12 protein-coding genes and 1 pseudogene are annotated in these 17,133 nt (G+C 55.8%); 8 read left to right on the top strand and 5 right to left on the bottom strand.

The annotated features are described in order from the left end of the window. Positions 1-188: 188 nt before the first annotated feature. Positions 189-2,822, top strand: coding sequence for a BspA family leucine-rich repeat surface protein (locus tag OZX74_RS00980; protein WP_277156746.1), 2,634 nt, complete (start codon positions 189-191; stop codon positions 2,820-2,822). Positions 2,823-3,724: 902 nt separating this feature from the next. Here OZX74_RS00980 and OZX74_RS00975 read toward each other — a convergent pair. Then, on the bottom strand, positions 3,725-3,868 hold the full coding sequence (locus OZX74_RS00975) for a hypothetical protein (RefSeq protein ID WP_277156745.1): 144 nt from the start codon (positions 3,866-3,868) through the stop codon (positions 3,725-3,727). Between the two features lie 711 nt (positions 3,869-4,579). Here OZX74_RS00975 and OZX74_RS00970 point away from each other — a divergent pair. The 4 genes from OZX74_RS00970 to OZX74_RS00955 all read left to right on the top strand — a co-directional run bounded on the left by OZX74_RS00970 (position 4,580) and on the right by OZX74_RS00955 (position 10,666). After that, positions 4,580-6,910 (top strand): BspA family leucine-rich repeat surface protein, encoded by a 2,331-nt coding sequence (locus OZX74_RS00970; protein WP_277156744.1) that lies wholly within the window; start codon positions 4,580-4,582, stop codon positions 6,908-6,910. A gap of 185 nt (positions 6,911-7,095) precedes the next feature. After that, positions 7,096-8,487 (top strand): MATE family efflux transporter, encoded by a 1,392-nt coding sequence (locus OZX74_RS00965; protein ID WP_277156743.1) that lies wholly within the window; start codon positions 7,096-7,098, stop codon positions 8,485-8,487. A 200-nt stretch (positions 8,488-8,687) separates the two neighbouring features. Continuing rightward, positions 8,688-9,239, top strand: a complete 552-nt coding sequence (locus tag OZX74_RS00960) for a MarR family winged helix-turn-helix transcriptional regulator (protein WP_277156742.1) — start codon at positions 8,688-8,690, stop codon at positions 9,237-9,239. A gap of 17 nt (positions 9,240-9,256) precedes the next feature. Beyond that, positions 9,257-10,666 carry an MFS transporter gene (locus tag OZX74_RS00955; RefSeq protein WP_277156741.1) on the top strand — a complete coding sequence of 470 codons (1,410 nt, stop codon included), beginning with the start codon at positions 9,257-9,259 and terminating at the stop codon, positions 10,664-10,666. Between the two features lie 248 nt (positions 10,667-10,914). On the opposite strand, the gene OZX74_RS00950 is transcribed toward OZX74_RS00955, so the two are convergent. Both OZX74_RS00950 and OZX74_RS00945 read right to left on the bottom strand, forming a co-directional pair. Continuing rightward, complete coding sequence (locus OZX74_RS00950) at positions 10,915-11,472, bottom strand: type 1 glutamine amidotransferase domain-containing protein (RefSeq protein WP_277156740.1); 558 nt, start codon at positions 11,470-11,472, stop codon at positions 10,915-10,917. Between the two features lie 128 nt (positions 11,473-11,600). Continuing rightward, positions 11,601-12,161, bottom strand: coding sequence for a hypothetical protein (locus OZX74_RS00945; protein WP_277156739.1), 561 nt, complete (start codon positions 12,159-12,161; stop codon positions 11,601-11,603). A gap of 158 nt (positions 12,162-12,319) precedes the next feature. Between OZX74_RS00945 and OZX74_RS00940 the strand changes: the two genes are divergently transcribed. Next, complete coding sequence (locus tag OZX74_RS00940; RefSeq protein ID WP_277156738.1) at positions 12,320-12,691, top strand: hypothetical protein; 372 nt, start codon at positions 12,320-12,322, stop codon at positions 12,689-12,691. A 207-nt stretch (positions 12,692-12,898) separates the two neighbouring features. Here the strand turns inward: OZX74_RS00940 and OZX74_RS09080 are convergent. After that, positions 12,899-13,447, bottom strand: a pseudogene (locus OZX74_RS09080) (DUF6541 family protein); the annotation flags it as partial. Beyond that, the gene (locus OZX74_RS00935; RefSeq protein ID WP_277156737.1) at positions 13,351-13,788 is read right to left on the bottom strand and encodes a DUF6541 family protein; all 438 of its coding nucleotides are present in this window, start codon (positions 13,786-13,788) and stop codon (positions 13,351-13,353) included. The gene OZX74_RS00935 and the pseudogene OZX74_RS09080, both read right to left, overlap by 97 nt. 456 nt (positions 13,789-14,244) lie before the next feature. On the opposite strand from OZX74_RS00935, the gene OZX74_RS00930 reads away from it, so the two are divergent. Next, entirely contained in the window at positions 14,245-15,654 is a 1,410-nt protein-coding gene (locus OZX74_RS00930) for an ABC transporter permease (RefSeq protein WP_277156736.1), read from the top strand. Further along, on the top strand, positions 15,651-17,027 hold the full coding sequence (locus tag OZX74_RS00925) for an ATP-binding cassette domain-containing protein (RefSeq protein WP_277156735.1): 1,377 nt from the start codon (positions 15,651-15,653) through the stop codon (positions 17,025-17,027). The genes OZX74_RS00930 and OZX74_RS00925 overlap by 4 nt, the downstream gene beginning before the upstream one ends. Positions 17,028-17,133: the final 106 nt, after the last annotated feature.

Below are 17,133 nucleotides of genomic sequence, written 5' to 3'. Positions count from 1 at the left end.
CATTTTCGAACCATTCGACAGATAAAGCAAACGATAGAAATTAATGGATAAAATAATTTTTCTGTCGGTTAAATCGGTTATTTATTTGTCTAATGTACGTATTACCGTATTTGTCGAAGGGAACGTAATACGGCGCTTGTGTCTCAGTTGCCGTATTTTTTTGCTTGCTAAAAAATGGAGGGAAAAATATGCGCAAGGATATGAAAACTGCGCTTGGTATCGCCGTGGCTGCTGCGCTGCTGATGGCACCAGTGCTTGCCAACGCCGATGACGCCAGCGAGAACCAGCCGCAAACGGATCAGACATCACAGACTGCGACGCCAAGCCAAACGAATCAGAATCAAAAACTTCCATCACAAACTTCAGCAGCGCCAGACCAAAAAACGCAGACGCCGCAATCGCAAGACCAAAGTTCCGCAACAAAGTCGACCTTGGCGGCGCCAAGCGTCTCCGCTGCACCGGCACCAACGTCATCCAAGCCAGCGACGACCGTCGGCCCGCAGGATGAATCCACCTGCAACGACAATGGCGCAGCACAGGGCAATCTGGTAGGCGGCAGCTGGGAGCTTTCAACGGCCTCCGGCACCTGCACCCTCACCATCAAGGCCAAGTCAGGCCAAGAGGCTCAGATACCCGACAACGCGTTCTTCAGGAACATGTATGCCGAAGGCCATGCCGTATACACCGATGTTGATTTTGCCGGCAAGACCCAGCTACCCGCAGACAGCAGCAATCTGTTCAACGGTATTTCCGGTCTCAGGCATCTGCACCACACGGATAATGTGGACGCGAGTCATGTCACCAACATGTCCCAGATGTTCAAAGACAGCGATTTCGAGGAGCTCGATCTGAGCGGCTGGGATGTCAGCAATGTCACACAAGCAGACGCATTCGGTAACCTGCGCAACTGCAAGAGCCTGAATCTGGGCGGATGGAAGCTCAGCAGCCTCCAATCCACGCTTGGACTGACAAACGCAGGAGATTCGCTGGAAACATTGATTCTCGACGACGTCTCCGCGCCTCAGCTCACCAGTCTCAGGTCTCTGATTACCGACGAGCCCAATCTGAAGACTGTCAGCATGCGCAACTTCAGCGCGGCAAGTGCCACAGATATACGGCACTTGTTCGATTCACCGCGTCAGAGCCTTGAGAAAATCGACATGAGCCATGCCACTTTCCCCAATGCCACGGATCTGATGGGCCTGTTCTCCGAAAGCCCCAAGCTCACCACGCTCGATATCAGCCATTTCAGCGCGCCGAAGGCCACAGACATGAGCTACCTGTTCGAAAACCTGTATGCCCTGAAGAATCTCAACGTTTTCAAACTCGATACTAAAAATGTCACGAACATGTCGCACATGTTCGACAACTGTGCCAGCCTGACCAGCCTCGATCTGAGCAGCTGGAACACCGAATCGGTCCAAGAGATGAGCGCTATGTTCCGCCAATGCCAGCATGTGACCTCCATCGATATGAACAATTGGGACACCAGAAACGTGACTATGATGGATAGGCTGTTCAGCGGTGACGACATGCTCTCCGCCATAGATATGAGCACGTTCATCACCAACAACAGCACCTATATGGATAATCTGTTCGAAGGCGACCTCGCTATCAAGCAAATATCCATCGGCCCGCATACCCAATTGAGTGGCTGGCAGCCTCCGCTATTCACCTCGTTCAATGCACCGTACACCGGCAAGTGGGTGAAGGTCTATCAGCCGGGCAGCGCGTTGAGTGCCGAAGAGGCGGCCGTTACCTACGATTGGAACGATATCCAAAACGAAAGCTGCACCGATAGCGCCCAGGCTGCCGGAACTTACGTTTGGCAGGAAAACCGCACGTTGACGCTCCAGCCCGGAACGCCAATGCCTACCGGCACCCATCTCGCCGACACAACCGCCAAACAATACCACCTCAGTGGAGGCCATGCCACCGGCATTCACGTCGACGGCAAGTCCACTCCCCAGGATGCCAGCACCTTGGCAAAGACTCTGCCTGACAGCCCGTACAAGCTCCTGGATGCCGACGGTTCCAACGCCAAGGACTATACGTTCAAGTGGAACACCGCGGCGGACGGCAGCGGCACCGCTTATGATCCGACGGATAGCGTCAATCTTGCCAGCGGCGATACCACAATCTATGCGACATGGAAAGCTGTGCCGAAGCCGCAACCACAGCCGAGCAAGCCCGCACAACCCTCAGAACCCGTGCAAAAGCCTAACAAGCCTGCAACGCCAGTACAGAAGCCCAGCAAGCCGGTACAGAAGCCAAGCAAGCCCGCTTCGCCCTCCTCGAGTCCTTCGGCTCGTCCAGAAAACAAGCCGGACAAGCAGGAAAGCCACAAGACTCCTGCGGCCTCAAGCACGACAGGCGTTGTCATCATTACTCCGTCTGCATCCGGTCCGAATGCTCCCGCAGCTCAAGCTCCGGCCCAAACTCACGCAACCGGTTCTGCACGCCATGCAAAAGCGAACACGAACCGCCGTAACGCTTCCAGCCTGGCAGTAGCCGGCCCGCAATTGCAGATGCCCAACGATCAGGCACTCGGCAATGGCAGCAATGATCCGAAGACTACAAGCCCGAAGAAGACGCAAGGGGCTTGTGAACCAATCGCGTACCTTCAGGGTTCTAGCTCTCCGGTCGCTTACAGGTGCAATGCTCAAGATAAGGCTCCAAGCGCCATGGCACAGTCCAATTCGAAGGGAATCGTACCGGTCTGGCCTTATATCCTGCTGGTTGTAATTGCCATTTGCGCGATGGTTTACGCCTACGAACGCAGAAAAGGCACGATTAGTTCGCAACACCGCGCCGAGCAATAACCATAAAGGAGCACCACTCGCTGTAGCTCAACAATCTCCAGAGAGGCCGCACACCAATCTATTGGCGTGCGGCCTCTCTTTATGCCTTTAGAGTTATAGGCCAGAATATTTGATCGATAACCGTGATTCAGGCTTACGAAAGTAAGTGCTTCCTCCCGTTGTTTTTTCTCCAAGCTTTTAGGGCTTTCCGGTAACCCTGAGGAGCATTCGCAGCGAGCATCAATGCACGCACACCGCTACAGCTCGTATCGTTGCCGCGGCTACGCGCCAACATCTTGCAGTCGCCGAACGACAAAATCATGTTCTTGACGTTGCTGGTATTGAAATTGTGGAGGTCAAGTGCTTCAAAGTTCCGGCAATACAATCGAAAAAATCTGCCGAGCTTCTTATGCCTACAGCAGAAAATCTTTGGCAGTATCCAAACATAAACCAATTGCAAAGATAAAACCCGTACCAGCCCTTTAAACTGGGAGCAGGTCCATATTGGCTGAGATCAAAAAGAACGATCCTGCACTAACACAGAACCCGCAAATCGGCAAAATAAAATACTTGTCCGGAATGATGGCTTGCGCCGACCACCCAACAAACGCAATGCAACATCAATGTACGATTTTTTATTCTTGCACGAAGATTCAATGCGTCAGACCAAACGGTAGAAAATAACGGGTGAAGCCACATTTATCAATACTTAAATCGTTTATTTATCCGTCCAATGTGAGCATTATTGTCTTTGTTTTGGGGGATAAATACGGCATTTATATCTTAATCGCCGTATTTTTTATTACTCCAAAAATGAGGGGGAAGAGGATGCGCAAGGACATGAAAACCACGTTCGGCATTCTCGCAGCTGCGAGGATTCCGATAACGCCGAGGCATGCCAATGCCAAAGACACCGGCGAGGGCTAAACCGAAACAAAATCAGGCTTCGAAGGTTCCACATCCCCATCAATCAGAAGTGCGACATCCAAGACAAAGGCCATGTCGAGCACAGCCGTACCAACCGGCACGGCGAATGCATCTCGACTTGACCGTTCATCCTGCTTCACTGAGCTCGTTGCCCCGTTATGACTTACGGCCACCAACGCAGGAAACGAGACAGTCCGGTCGCGCAAAGTACCAACCAATAAAGGAGCTGCCAATAAGAGCCATAACTCAATAATCCGAGAGGAGGGCCCCGTGGCGTCAGACGCTGCGGGGCCTTTCTTTAATAATTGTGCCAGAAAGAACCGAATGAACGGTGACGCTTCCTCTCTGTACCGTTACGACGGCAATCGAAACACTCGAAAACCAAGAATCCAGAGAAGCAGCATCGTAATCAAAACGCCATCGACAAATAAAAACGATCGGAACAGCCGCACTGACCGATACAGCCAGGCAACAGACGAGATGACGACCGACAGCCAAACTGCTGACAACACGTCAATTGACGGGCAATCTAGAGACAGCGCCCAGACTTCGGAACAAGCCGTTGATCGCGGCGAACAAACCTACGACAGCACCGAACACTCGTGCCCTACTACAACACGAACCACCACTTTTCATTTCCTACAGTTATCACGATATATTTATACATATACTTTATTCACGTCATTTAATTTATATATTTATTGAAAAAACGTCTAATAACGTTGAAAAATCAACATTCGTGTTACTTATTTGTTTGGTGACATGTTATGATAACTATGCAATTTATACAACACAAAATACAGAGAAATCTGGTTAGGGATGTCCATCATTAGACAAAAAAGAAAAAAACCATGCAGACAAACGTAAAACTTGCAATTGGCACGGCACTCGCTGTAACCATGATGGTTACACCGACCATCGCCAACGCAGACGACATTGCCAGCTCGCAAACCGCGCAAAATCAGACAAGCCAGTCCCCAACGCAGCAGGACAAAGGGCAGCAACAACCATCAGCGGGGTCACAGAGCGACGGCGCATCTTCATTGGTCAAGTCCAATCCAGTCAACTGCAATCCTAGTCACCAGCCCATAAGCGGCGTCTTAGATGGCGGCAGCTGGGAATTGACCACACAAAACAATACGTGTACGATCTCCTTCTACGCTTTCAACGACGAGGAAGCCAAAATACCACCCCACTTCTTTGAACGAGACACATCTTTTCATGACACCGTCACCGATATTGACTTCGTCGGGAAGACACAACTGCCAGCAGACAGCAGTCACTTATTCGATGGGATTCTGAACCTCAAGCATCTGCATCACACTAATAATGTGGATGCCAGCTATGTCACCAGCATGTCGGGAATGTTCGAAGACAGTTATTTCGAAGACCTGGATCTTAGCGGATGGGATGTTAGAAACGTTACCGACATCGGCTCTGCATTCTGCTATTTACAAAATCTCAAAACTCTGGACCTCAGCGGATGGAAGCTCGATAGCCTTCAAGATGGTCAGCTCCAAAATTCCTTGTATGCGATAGACGGTGATGACCTGCTAGAGACATTGAATCTCGATAACATTTCCATGCCGCAAATCACCAGACTCAGTGGCTTAATCAATGCGTCGACCATAAAAAGCATTAGCATGCGCAACTTCAACGCGCCGAATGCCACCGACGTCAAAGATCTATTCGGTTCCTCACGGTTTATCTCAGACGACCATACACGCGACGGCTTTGAAAAAATCGACATGAGCCACGCCGACCTTTCCCAAGCCACTGACTTGTCAGGCATGTTCTCCGATATGCCCAAACTCACCTCTCTAAATGTCGACGGTCTCGCCTCGCCCAACGCCACCAACCTCAATCATGCGTTCAGCAATGATCCGAAACTGACCGACCTTGATTTGAGCAGCTGGGATACCAGCCAAGCTAACGACATGGGAAGCATGTTCGAAAACGACGCAAGCCTGTCCGTCCTTGACCTGGGACAGAAATTCAACACCCGCGCGACACCGACAATGCCCAATGCGTTCGCAGGAACTCACATCCAACAACTCACTGTCGGCCCTGACGCCCCGCTTTCGGGTTACCAAGGAACATTCGACAGCGCGTTCGGCGATAATGATCCGTCAACGACTGCCCCATACACTGGGAAATGGATCAAAATCGCAGGAAACAGCACCCGCAGCGTACCTACCTACACGTCCGACCAACTGCAAAGGTTGACCTGCACCGTAGAGGCCTCTGGACCACACGGTTCCCAGTGCTCGACAAATCCCGGCTTTGCCGGAACCTACGTTTGGCAGCAGCAGCGAAGCCTGACACTCAAACCCGGAACAGCATTGCCGAGCGGCACCCATGTCACGGATGACAGCGCCAAGCAATATATCGTTACCGGCGGCGAAGCCAAAGGGGTCCATATCGCAGGAGAAGCCAATCCACAAGATATCAGCACCCTCAGCAGCAGCTTGCCAAGCAACCCATACGAGCTCGTGCATGCTGACGGCTCCGCGGTAACCGACTTTGCATTCCAGGGCTGGAACACTTTGTCGGACGGCACTGGCACCCTATACGCTTCTGGTGATGACATGGACCTCACCACAGGAGACGCTACCCTCTATGCAGTCTGGAGAGCAGGTTCGCCACTTCTGCCGACTCCGGGCAACCCGTCTACCCCGACCCCTGGCACCTCGCCGACTCCCGGCACCTCGCCGACTCCCGGCACCTCGCCGACTCCCGGCACCTCGCCGACTCCCGGCACCTCGCCGACTCCCGGCACCTCGCCGACCCCTGGCACCTCGCCGACCCCTGGCACCTCGCCGACCCCTGGCACCTCCGGCACGCCGGCACCGGCCCCGAGTAATCCGTCGTCAGCCCCTGGAACCGCAATCCAGCCTGTTTCCGCCAGCTCGCCAGCTCTGGGCACGCCTAATGCATCACGTCCAGTTGGTAGCATTGACCCGCAGGGGAACGTAAACGGCCACAATGCGGCAAGAGATTCTCAGGAAGCTTACAACCGTCGTCCAGCCGCAATGGCATCAACTGGTGCGGAGTTGACGCCGGTATGGTTGACTTTGCTGCTTTTGCTTACAGCCGCAATCATCATCCTTACTATGTCGTCCGTCATTAAACGCAAGAATGAGCGTCTCGCTGCGCACCTGCCGAAACATATCCAACAATAAATCAACAAAATAAAGAAAAGTGCGCCACGGTATTTGTTTACTGTGGCGCACTTTTCTTATAATCATTTACATCAAATGGCATCGTTTAAATAATTCAGAGAACGATTGCTAGTGTTCCATCCCCCATCTCGTTACAATAACAACCGAATACACGCAAAGACAATCAGAAAATCAGAGATTAAACAGTGGCAGAAACACCAACGACAACCGAGCACGACCAAACCACAGATAACGGAGGCGTACGCGACCGCGCCGAACGCAGGCGCGTCAATCGGCAGATATTGGCTCTGGCGATTCCGACGTTCGGACAGCTTATCGCCGACCCGCTTTTCGTCCTGATCGACACGGCCATCGTGGGCCACATCGGCGACACCGCACTGGCCGGACTTTCTATCGGCTCCACGGTGCTCTTGACCGTAGCCGGGCTATGCAATTTCCTCGCCTACGGCACCACTTCGCGCGTCGGCCAGCTGATGGGAGCCGGGCGCAAACGCGAGGGACTCGAGACCGGGGTCGACGGTCTGTGGCTGGCGCTGATCATCGGAGTCATCATTTCGACGGCATTCTTCGCCACGGCCCGCCCGCTGTGCTCGCTGATGGGGGCTAGCGGCGACGTGCTTAGCAACGCCGTCATCTACCTACAAGCCGTCATTTTCGGGCTCCCCGGCATGCTGCTGGTCTACGCGGCCAACGGCATCTTCCGAGGGCTCAAAAAAGTGCGCATCACGCTGGTCGCCGCCGTTCTGGGGGCAGCGCTCAATACCGCACTTGATTTTCTGTTCGTCTTCGGACTCGGCATGGGCATCCGAGGTTCCGGGTTGGCGACGCTGATCGCGCAATGGTTCATGGGCATTTACCTGGTTATCCCCTCGCTCAAATGGTCGCACGACGCGGGAGCCTCGCTCGCGCCGCGTATTTCCGGCATCACCGCCACAGCAGCCGACGGACTGCCGCTTTTCATCCGCACCCTTGCCCTACGCATCTGCCTGGTGGCCACCGTCGTGCTCGCCACGCACATGGGCACGCAGGTGCTTGCCGCCTATCAGGCCGTCAACTCCAGTTGGAACTTCGTTTTGAACATCCTCGATGCCATCGGCATCTCCGGACAGGCGCTGGTCGCCACGGAAATCGGAGCGAAACGTTACGGCCGCGCCCGCGAGATGACACGGATTTCAGCCAAGGCCGGTTTCTATGGCGGCATCGGCGTCGGAGTCGTCCTCATCATTTTCGGCTTCCTTGCCGCCCCGATGTTCAGCCCCAACACCGCCATCCAGCACCTCATCGTCATCGGAACCATCGTCGTGGCGATTTTCCTGCCCCTTGCCGGCTGGATGTGGGCACTCGACGGCATCCTCATCGGGGCCGGCGACTACAAGTACCTCGCCGTCACCTGCTCGATCGTCACCATCGTTTACCTGCCGCTCGTCCTTGTGCTGAATTTCATCGACAGCACCTGCAATCCTGGTGCCGTCATCCGCATGGTGCTGCTCTGGGCCGTCTTCAACGTCGTCTTCATCGGCGGGCGTTCCATCTTCAACGGCCTGCGCGCCCGCGGCGACAAGTGGATGAGGAAGTAAACCTCACACACCCGAACCGGGGTATTTAATACAGGAACCGCCATTTTCCGCCATTGTTTTTTAAATACCCCACTTTGGGTGTGCCACCATCGCAATATCTGCTTACCAATGTCCCTACCTTCGATAGTATTTGTTAGTTAGCTAACGAATTAATTTTCGGGTCGTTTCCAAGATCCGACCGTTGAGAAGGCAAGTACACAATGACCGATACACCGGACGGACGCCCGGAGAACTATGGACGTCTGCTGCAGCAAGCGTCAAGCAGTATGGGGCAGGAACTCGGAAGATTCGCCGCAAGATACGGGCTTACGGAAGTGCAAATGGCCGTCATCAACTTCATGAGCTCCCAGCCGGACGGGCAAGTGGCTCAGCACGCCATCGAGGAGGAGTTCCACATCCAACGCTCCACCGTCACCGCCACCTTGCAACGTATGGAGGTGCGGGGACTACTCACCCGCGAACAGGCGCCGGATGACGCACGGCGCAAAACCGTTCGCCTCACCGCCCGCGCCACGCGTGACGTCGAGGCCATCCACAATTACATCGACCATGAGCAACGCGAGTTCGAGCGCCGCTTCTCACCTACACAAATCGCGAATTTCGCGAAATGCTGGCGTTCTTCGCCCGCGAGCGCGACGGCGACCCCGGCACCGAGCAGCAACCACCGCGATAATCAAGTCGCCAGTTCCCGCTCGTCGGGCAGCTTCAATCTGAAATCAATATCAATCAACCGTCAACAACACAAGAAATAAAAGGACTACAACAAGCAATGACCTCGCAAACAGCAACATCAACGGCTGCACCACAGCAGTCGGGGAAGATCCCCGGCAAAGTCTTCGGCGCCATCATCGCTGCCGGCCTGCTTTCGCTGAGCGGCGTGACCGTCGAAACCGCCATGAACGTCACGTTCCCGACGCTTATGAAGGAATTCGGCATCAACACAGAAACCGTGCAATGGGTGACGACGGCCAACCTGCTGACCATCGCCATCGTCGTGCCCCTAAGCGCGATGCTCAAGGCGCGCTTCCGCACCAAGTCGCTGTTCCTGGTCGCAAACCTTTCGTTCCTCGCCGGCCTGATTCTCGAAATCGTCACTCCGAACTTCGCGCTTCTGGTCACGGGCCGGGTCATCCAAGGCATCGGCGCCGGCATCGCACTGCCACTGATGTTCAACATCATCCTGGAGACAGTGCCACCGCAGCGCATCGGCCTGATGATGGGCTTCGGCACGCTGCTGACCGCTGTCGCCCCGGCCATCGGCCCGACCTTCGGCGGCGTCATTGTCTCAAACACCAGCTGGCGCGTCATCTTCGCATGCCTCATGCCCGTCGTCATCATCTCACTGATTCTCGGCATCACCTGCATCCAGCAAATCAGCGAAATCCGCAAGATCTCCTTCGATATTCCGAGCATCGTCCTCATCGCGCTGACCTTCGGTGGCCTGATCTATGGCTTCAGCTCCATGACCACCAAGCCGATTCTGAGCATCCAGGTCGGCGGCGCCATCGTCGTCGGGCTCGTCGCGCTCGTGCTCTTCTGCACCCGTCAGTTGAAGATTACGGCCCCGATCATCGATATCCGCACCCTGCGCAATCTGCGCTTCTCCGGCTTCGTCATCGCGTTCTTCCTCCAGCAGGTCGTCTCGCTCGGCCTCTCGTTCATCCTGCCGAACTACCTGCAGCTGGCCGACCATTCCTCCGCACTCGTCGCAGGCCTTACGCTGCTGCCGGGCGCCGCGCTCGGCGCCGTGTTCGCTCCTCTGGGCGGACGCATCCTCGACGCCATCGGCCCGAAGCCGCCGCTGATCTTCGGCGGTGCCTGCGCCATTATCGCCGTCATCTGTATGTTCGCTTTCGGTCACCATCTGTCCGCTCCGGTCGCCGCCGCCATCTATCTGCTTTACATGTTGGGCATCGGCATCAGCTCGGCCAACATCATGACCACCGGCCTTTCGCACTTGAGCGGCAAAGAGCAGAGCATGGGCAACGCCATCTTCAACACCGCCCAGCAGTTCGCGGGCGCGGTCGGCACCTCCATCGCCGCCGCCATCCTCGCCGCCGGTCAGGCCGCCACCTCCGACATCGCGGCAGGCACGGCAAACGGCGCGACGATGGCCTTCGGCGTACTGCTCGTCGCCCTCGTCATCGAGTTCGTCGACATCCTCCGCGCGCTGTTCTAAACGCACAAGTCCAGCGCCTAATCAATCAGCACATAGCAATAACGGCTGTGATGACGTCATCTATCCGTCATCACAGCCGTTATATATCCGGCGCTGGCTCAATCCAGCGGTTTAATCTTCAGAAATGCCGATTTCATTATTATGCAATCACATCTGCCAAGTCGAGCACGCTAATAGTCAAGCCAATAGTCACATTCCAGCAATGGTGATATTCCACCATTCTTGGAATCGTACCTACCGCCTCACGCTCAGTCTCCCAGCGCATCCTTGATCGCGCCAACGAACGCGTCGAGGTCGGCGGGCTTGCGCGATGTGATGAGCTTGAAACCGTTGGCATCGTCGACATGGACCTCTTCGTCGACGTACTTGCCCCCGGCGTTCTCGATGTCCGCCGCGATATAGCGGCAGGCGGTCAGTGTCTTGCCCTTCAGCAGCTCGGAATTAACCAGAAGCCACGCGCCGTGGCAGATCGAGGCAACGGGCTTACCAGCGGCAGCAAAGTCCTGCGCAAGCTTTTGCGCGGCCGGATCGACGCGCAGACGGTCGACGTTGCAGGTGCCGCCGGGCACGACGAGCATATCGAAATCGTCGGCGGAAACTGAAGAATAGACGGTATCGGGCTCGACGATTTCGCCGACATACCGGTCGTGCCGCACGGTCTCGATCGGCGCGAGCTCCGAGGCAGCCAATGTCACCTGCGCCCCCGCAGCCCGCAAATCGCGTAGCGGCCGGGTCATCTCGGTCTCCTCAATCCCCCAGTTTCGTACAATAATCAGCACTTTCGCATCGCTCACCGATGTAGTCATAATGCCGTCTCCTTATATCTGCATATCTGCCAAATATCAACATTCTCATTGTATAGATTGCATAGAAAAGAGCGCTGAACCCGAACCGAATCGGAAGGCAGAATTCATTATCCTGCCTCCATCCGCGTTCATTGCCCGCATTTGATGCGGTAAAGCGCCCAACCTTTGGCATAAGGACCATAAGAGCTGAAATCACGCACCTTGACGAGTGTACCGGCCTTCACATAGCCGTCAATCAGATCCTGCCGATGGAACGTATCGTACTGCTGACGGAATGTGAACATCTGCAAGCTCGGCGCCTGCGGGCCCATCGCCAGGAAGTATTTCGCCACCTTGCCGTCAACGGGGCAGGTGGTGGCGGTGAGTTTCGCGGGATCACCGGATTCGAACGACGCCTCGGTAGCCGAGAAGATCGCGCCGTTCTTTTCGTGCATCGCGTTGTAAATCGGATAGAGCATATTGGCATCGAACATCGCCGAACCGTACATGGAGCCGTTGAGCGGGTCGGATATGACCACCGAGGCATCACCGGTAATCTTGACGGTCTGCCGGAGCACGTCATACTTGGCTCGAGTAAGCTGCTCCTTTTCGGGCTTGCCCGCCAAAGTCGTATTGGACACCAGCGATTGCTCCAACACTTCGCGCGTGGTGTTACCGAACTGGCAGGAAACCGCGAGCGCAGCCAGCACGATAACCGAAACCGCCCTGCCGCCATTATGTGAAAGACAGTCCTTAAACGCACTGCCGACCGTGCGTTTCGGCCTTTGGCATGTCGCCGAGACTTGCGCGTCCTATCAGTGCCAATACGTCCCGCTTCAGAGCCGATTCGTGCCTCGAACGCAACAATATGTTCCTCACCGATACCATCGACCAGGTGAGCTGTTGCACATGCCGCAAAGACCAGCAACGGTATAACGGCAAACGGAATCATAGTCAATGGGCGGGTTTCGGCGCGATACCACGCGGCCGCCACGATGTTGGGGAACCAACCGGTCAAGGAAGTCGAGCAGACATAAACCAAGCAGACCAGCGCAAAGGCCAGAATCAGGGACATGGCGTCTTTGGCCATCATTGGCGTCGGCGTGGCGAAACGCGATATTCGAGCGTGGCCATGGGCAAGGTCATACTTGCCGCCGGGAGCTGGATGGTGGGCGAAAGCCTTCACATCGACGGCGACCTTTTCGCCATCACCATCACCGGCGACCTGCGCTTGCCTTGAAGCCGATGCCTTCGCAAGGGCATCGCCGAACGAAACATCAATCGGCCCCTTGGTGCCCTCGGAAACATCCCGCACGTTTTCGTTGCCGGTTTGCTTGGCTAGCTTCGTGACCGCAAGCTTCGATCTGAGATAACCAACTATCACGGCAACCGCGACAGCCAGACAGACCGTGACCGCAACGGCCATGAACCATCCGGACACGCCGCCGACATTGTCGGTGAACAAGACGCGCAGGGCATCCGGCACAGTGCGGTTGGGCTTGTAGGTATGGAACCAGCTGGACGGGTCGAAATAGCGGGAGGAATGATAGTGCCCAATCATATAGAAGAAGAACGCGACCGCGCAGACCGCCACAGCCGCAAGAATACCAAGAATGGCTTTCCATGGCAGGCGCACCAGCATGAACGGGGCCATCAGCAGCAGCCAGGTGAAAGCGATGCGGGGGTGAGCGAAAATGCAGAGCAGGCCAAGCAGTACGGTCCAAATCAGCCATGGCAGGATGTGGCAGCGGCCGGCGATGGCGTCGAAAAGACGCAACGTCGCGTAAAGCCAGAACGGCAGAAGCGTGGTGGCCAGGCCGAACGCAATCAGCGGGCCGGAGACCAGCATCAGGAAAGGATGGCTGGCCGAAGCGACCGCGAGCACGGGTACCATCAGCATCATCGCACACGAAAAAGGCCGCCAGGAAGGCGATTCCCCATCGACCTTGCGCGTGAAATAACTGGCCCACAGCGAGACCCCGGCAGGCCAGACCAACCCGGAAGTCGCCAGCCAGACGATGTTGAAGGCGGCATAGATGTTGATCCTGATATGCAGGCGTTGCAGAGGGAAACGAGCGCAGCCGCAAGAAGGTGGAACAGCGGCGGGTAATACGCATCGTTCGGCCACAATCTGGTTGCCGCCCCGACCCCCTGATGCAGCAGCTTGCGGATGAAATAGTAGTGGGCCGGCGCGTCGATTTCCTGCAACGGCAGGTTCCACGCGTCCCAGGTTTTCGGGAACCATGCCAGGACGATGCCGAACGCCGCCAGCACGCCCAGAACCGAACATATCGGCAATGCGGCACGGCCTATGCGCTGTTTCCATTTCGTATTCATTACCGGTAATCCTACCTGCATATCAAACGGTTTATCCACAGGCGACACAACACATACCAAATTCACAACATGACCAGAGAAGCTTTCGCAGCGGGTCGCTTTAGCCGACGCCATGTCCGCAAATATCCTCTCGTGCGAATTCCCGTCAATCCGCGCTGAAGCGGCGTGACAGTGATTTTATCGAAGCAAAATTCCCAGAAAACTTTCAACATTTCTCTAGGTTTCGTTCGTCTCATCCAAGCTTAGTCACATATACTGGTGTCTGTTGCCCATGCTGCGGCCTAGCATCGAAAAGGTGCAAGCCTGAAAACGGCAGGAAACATGTGGTACCTGATTGTCGCGCTCGGCAGGATAGCTTTCAACGCGGCAAACTACAGGCCTCAGACACAGGAGAAATAGATGTTCGTGCTTACCAATGCTTGGTCTTCAGTGATACGTCATAAATGGCGCAGCATCATGATGCTCCTTGTCGCCGGAATCATGATATTCGGCGTCGTCTTCGCCACCGCCGTATCCGCCGCCAGCGGCAAGGCACATGGTGAAACGTATCAGGCACAGGCGCCGATCGCCGTTATCCGGCCAAATGCCGCAACGGAAAGCGGACTCAAGGGTGACGACGTTTCCAGCGTGAAGAAATACATGTCCTTCGACGAATACGGAACTTACGCGATGTCGATGCAGCAAATCGGCGTGCAGCAGCCGCAATTCTCCATAGGCGTGTCGTTGCCGATGCGCCAGACCGGCTCGGTCAAGGCCATCGCAGGCACCAACGACGAAAGCGCCAAGAAAACCGGCGGAGAGACCACGCTTTACGGCTACTTCGACAAAGACGGCATCACCATCAACCCTTGGGGCACCTTCAAGACAGCACAGGGGAAATCCTTGGACTACCAAGCCAAAGACGGCAAGAGCGTGCTGGTTTCCGAGGCTTTCGCCCACAAGAACAACCTGCATATCGGCAGCACGTTCAAACTCGGCAATCCTGAAACGGCCGACACCTACCAACTCAAGGTGCGCGGCATCTACACGTATACCGAACCCGCACCGGCCGGCCACGGCAGCGACGCCAAGCTGGCCAAGGACAATCGCGACAACGCCATCTACGCCGAACCGGCGGTCCTTACCTCGAACAAGCTGCTCGACGAAAAGCCCAAAGGCTGGCTGAATCCACGCTATGATGTCGGCTTCAAACTCGAAAACGTCGACCAGTACAAGGCTTTCGCGCAGGCGGCCAAATCGATGAAACTGCCGAAGGGCTACGAAATCAGCTCCCCCACGCTCGAGCGTTACAACGACAGGCTCAAGCCGCTGGACTCGCTCAACAACGTGATGGGCACAGTTCGTATCGGCCTCTATGCGGGCGGCGGAGTCATCCTGCTGCTCCTCCTCGGACTTGCGCTGCGCCACAGAAGCGATGAGATCAAGATGGACATGATCATCGGCGTCACCCGTGCCCGTATAGGCTGGCAGCTCTCTTTGGAGACCTTGCTACCGACGATTCCGGGACTGCTGATCGGCGGCATCGCCGGCGCACTGGCCGCCAAACCTTTGGGGAAGGCATTGGCCGGAGGAATTGCCACACCCGCCGTATCCGCCTGCTGGATGGCGATGTGGTACTCCATCGCCATAGTGGCGGCGCTGGCCATCATCGCGTTCTTCAGGGCCGTGTTCGCCAGGACTTCACGGGTCTTCGATGAACGCCGGGCAGACCTTGAAGCGGCGCAATCCCTGTTCGCAGACACAATCAAGCAAAAGGCGCCAAACACAAATGACGCCGATAACGGAAAATCCAACGACGGCAAACCCAACGCCGACAAAATCCACGATGACCATGCATCCGAAGACGATACGGAGGCTCAAGCATGAGCAAGCACACCGATTCGAACGATGAAGCCCTGAGCGACATGCCAGACAAGAAGCCGGAGAACACGAAAGACACCTCGACGGTCAAGTACGATGTCGTCTTTGACGATGACGACGACGCACTTGATTTCAGCAGTTTGGCGGTTTCCGGCCAGGTTCCCGCCAATGGCAGCGACGATAACGAAGCCGAAGATGCCGAAGGTACTGCCGATACTGACGGCGCAAACGGTAAAAGCAACGCAAAAGAATCGGGCTCGGCAACGCCACAGGCACACGAGAGCAAAACCGGTCATATCGGTGAGCAATCGTCGACAACCCCAAAAAGCAACGCCTTAAAAGCCCCGGACAAAACCTCGAATGACGAAAGCTCAGCGGACGCCGACGAGGAAAGCGGCGATAGCAGCGACAAGGCAAGTCCCGACATCGCCGCCCGCGCAAATGCCCAACGCGTCAACGAGACGCTCGGACTGGCTGTGGCGGAAGAAGACGAACTGAGCGCACACGTTGCGAAGTCCCCCGTTGTCGAACCGGCCACAGCGCTTTCCTCGCGCCTCGACAAAGAGACCATCGCCGAAGTCGACATCCTGCTGAAGCCGAATCCGACCTTCGCGCTCGATCATGTCACCTTCACCAATAACAAGACGGGACGAAACGTCTTGGACAATATCGATTGGGGCTTCTTCGCCGGATCGCTCTACGCCATCACCGGAGCCGATGACGAGCAGCGACGGACGCTTCTGGAGGTCGCCGCCGGATTCTATCGGCCGAATAGCGGCCAGGTCATGGTGAAAAGCCAGAGCCTTCTGGAGCTTGAAACCAACGAAATCCGCGGACACCGCATCGGCCTGATCACCCAACGTTACAGCCTGCGCGACGACCTTGACGCGCTGACCAATCTGACCTTCACCATGCGCGCCTCCGGACGCACGTTCCTCAAGCCGATTCCCGTAGTGGCACGCGATGTATTGAAATATGTCGATTTTGCCGAAGCGGCCACGGGCGTAAAGGTAGCCGATCTCAAACCGGTCAACCAACGCCGTCTGGCCATCGCGCGGGCCATCTGCTGCGAGGCCACCGTCATCCTCGCCGACGATCCGGTCGGCGGACTCGGGGCCGATGACCGCGAGACCATCCTCGATCTGCTTTCGCGTATCGCGCACGCTCAGGATCCGAAGCGTTGCGTCATCGTTCTGGTTCCCGATTTTGAAAATCCCTATACTGACGGCGGCCACAGCAGCGGTGACACGGCAGATGCCTACGACGAGGACGACAGCGGCGCGAAAGCCAAAGCCGACACCGTTGCGGACGCGGATTCAGACGAGTACAGCGGCGCAACGGACTACGAGGCGAAGGCCGATAAGGTCTACTCGTTCTGACCGATTCTTGCAATTACCGTTATCTCAGGATGCGTGGCCGCAGGTTATATTTAGGAATTTAAGCACATTTTCAGTCCGTTTTTATGCTTAAAATACTGTCGAAAGT

It is taken from the genome of Bifidobacterium sp. ESL0798, from assembly GCF_029395415.1.
Lineage (GTDB): Bacteria > Actinomycetota > Actinomycetes > Actinomycetales > Bifidobacteriaceae > Bifidobacterium.
Note: the sequence above shows the minus strand (reverse complement) of the source record. Positions and strands in the feature narration are given on the sequence as shown.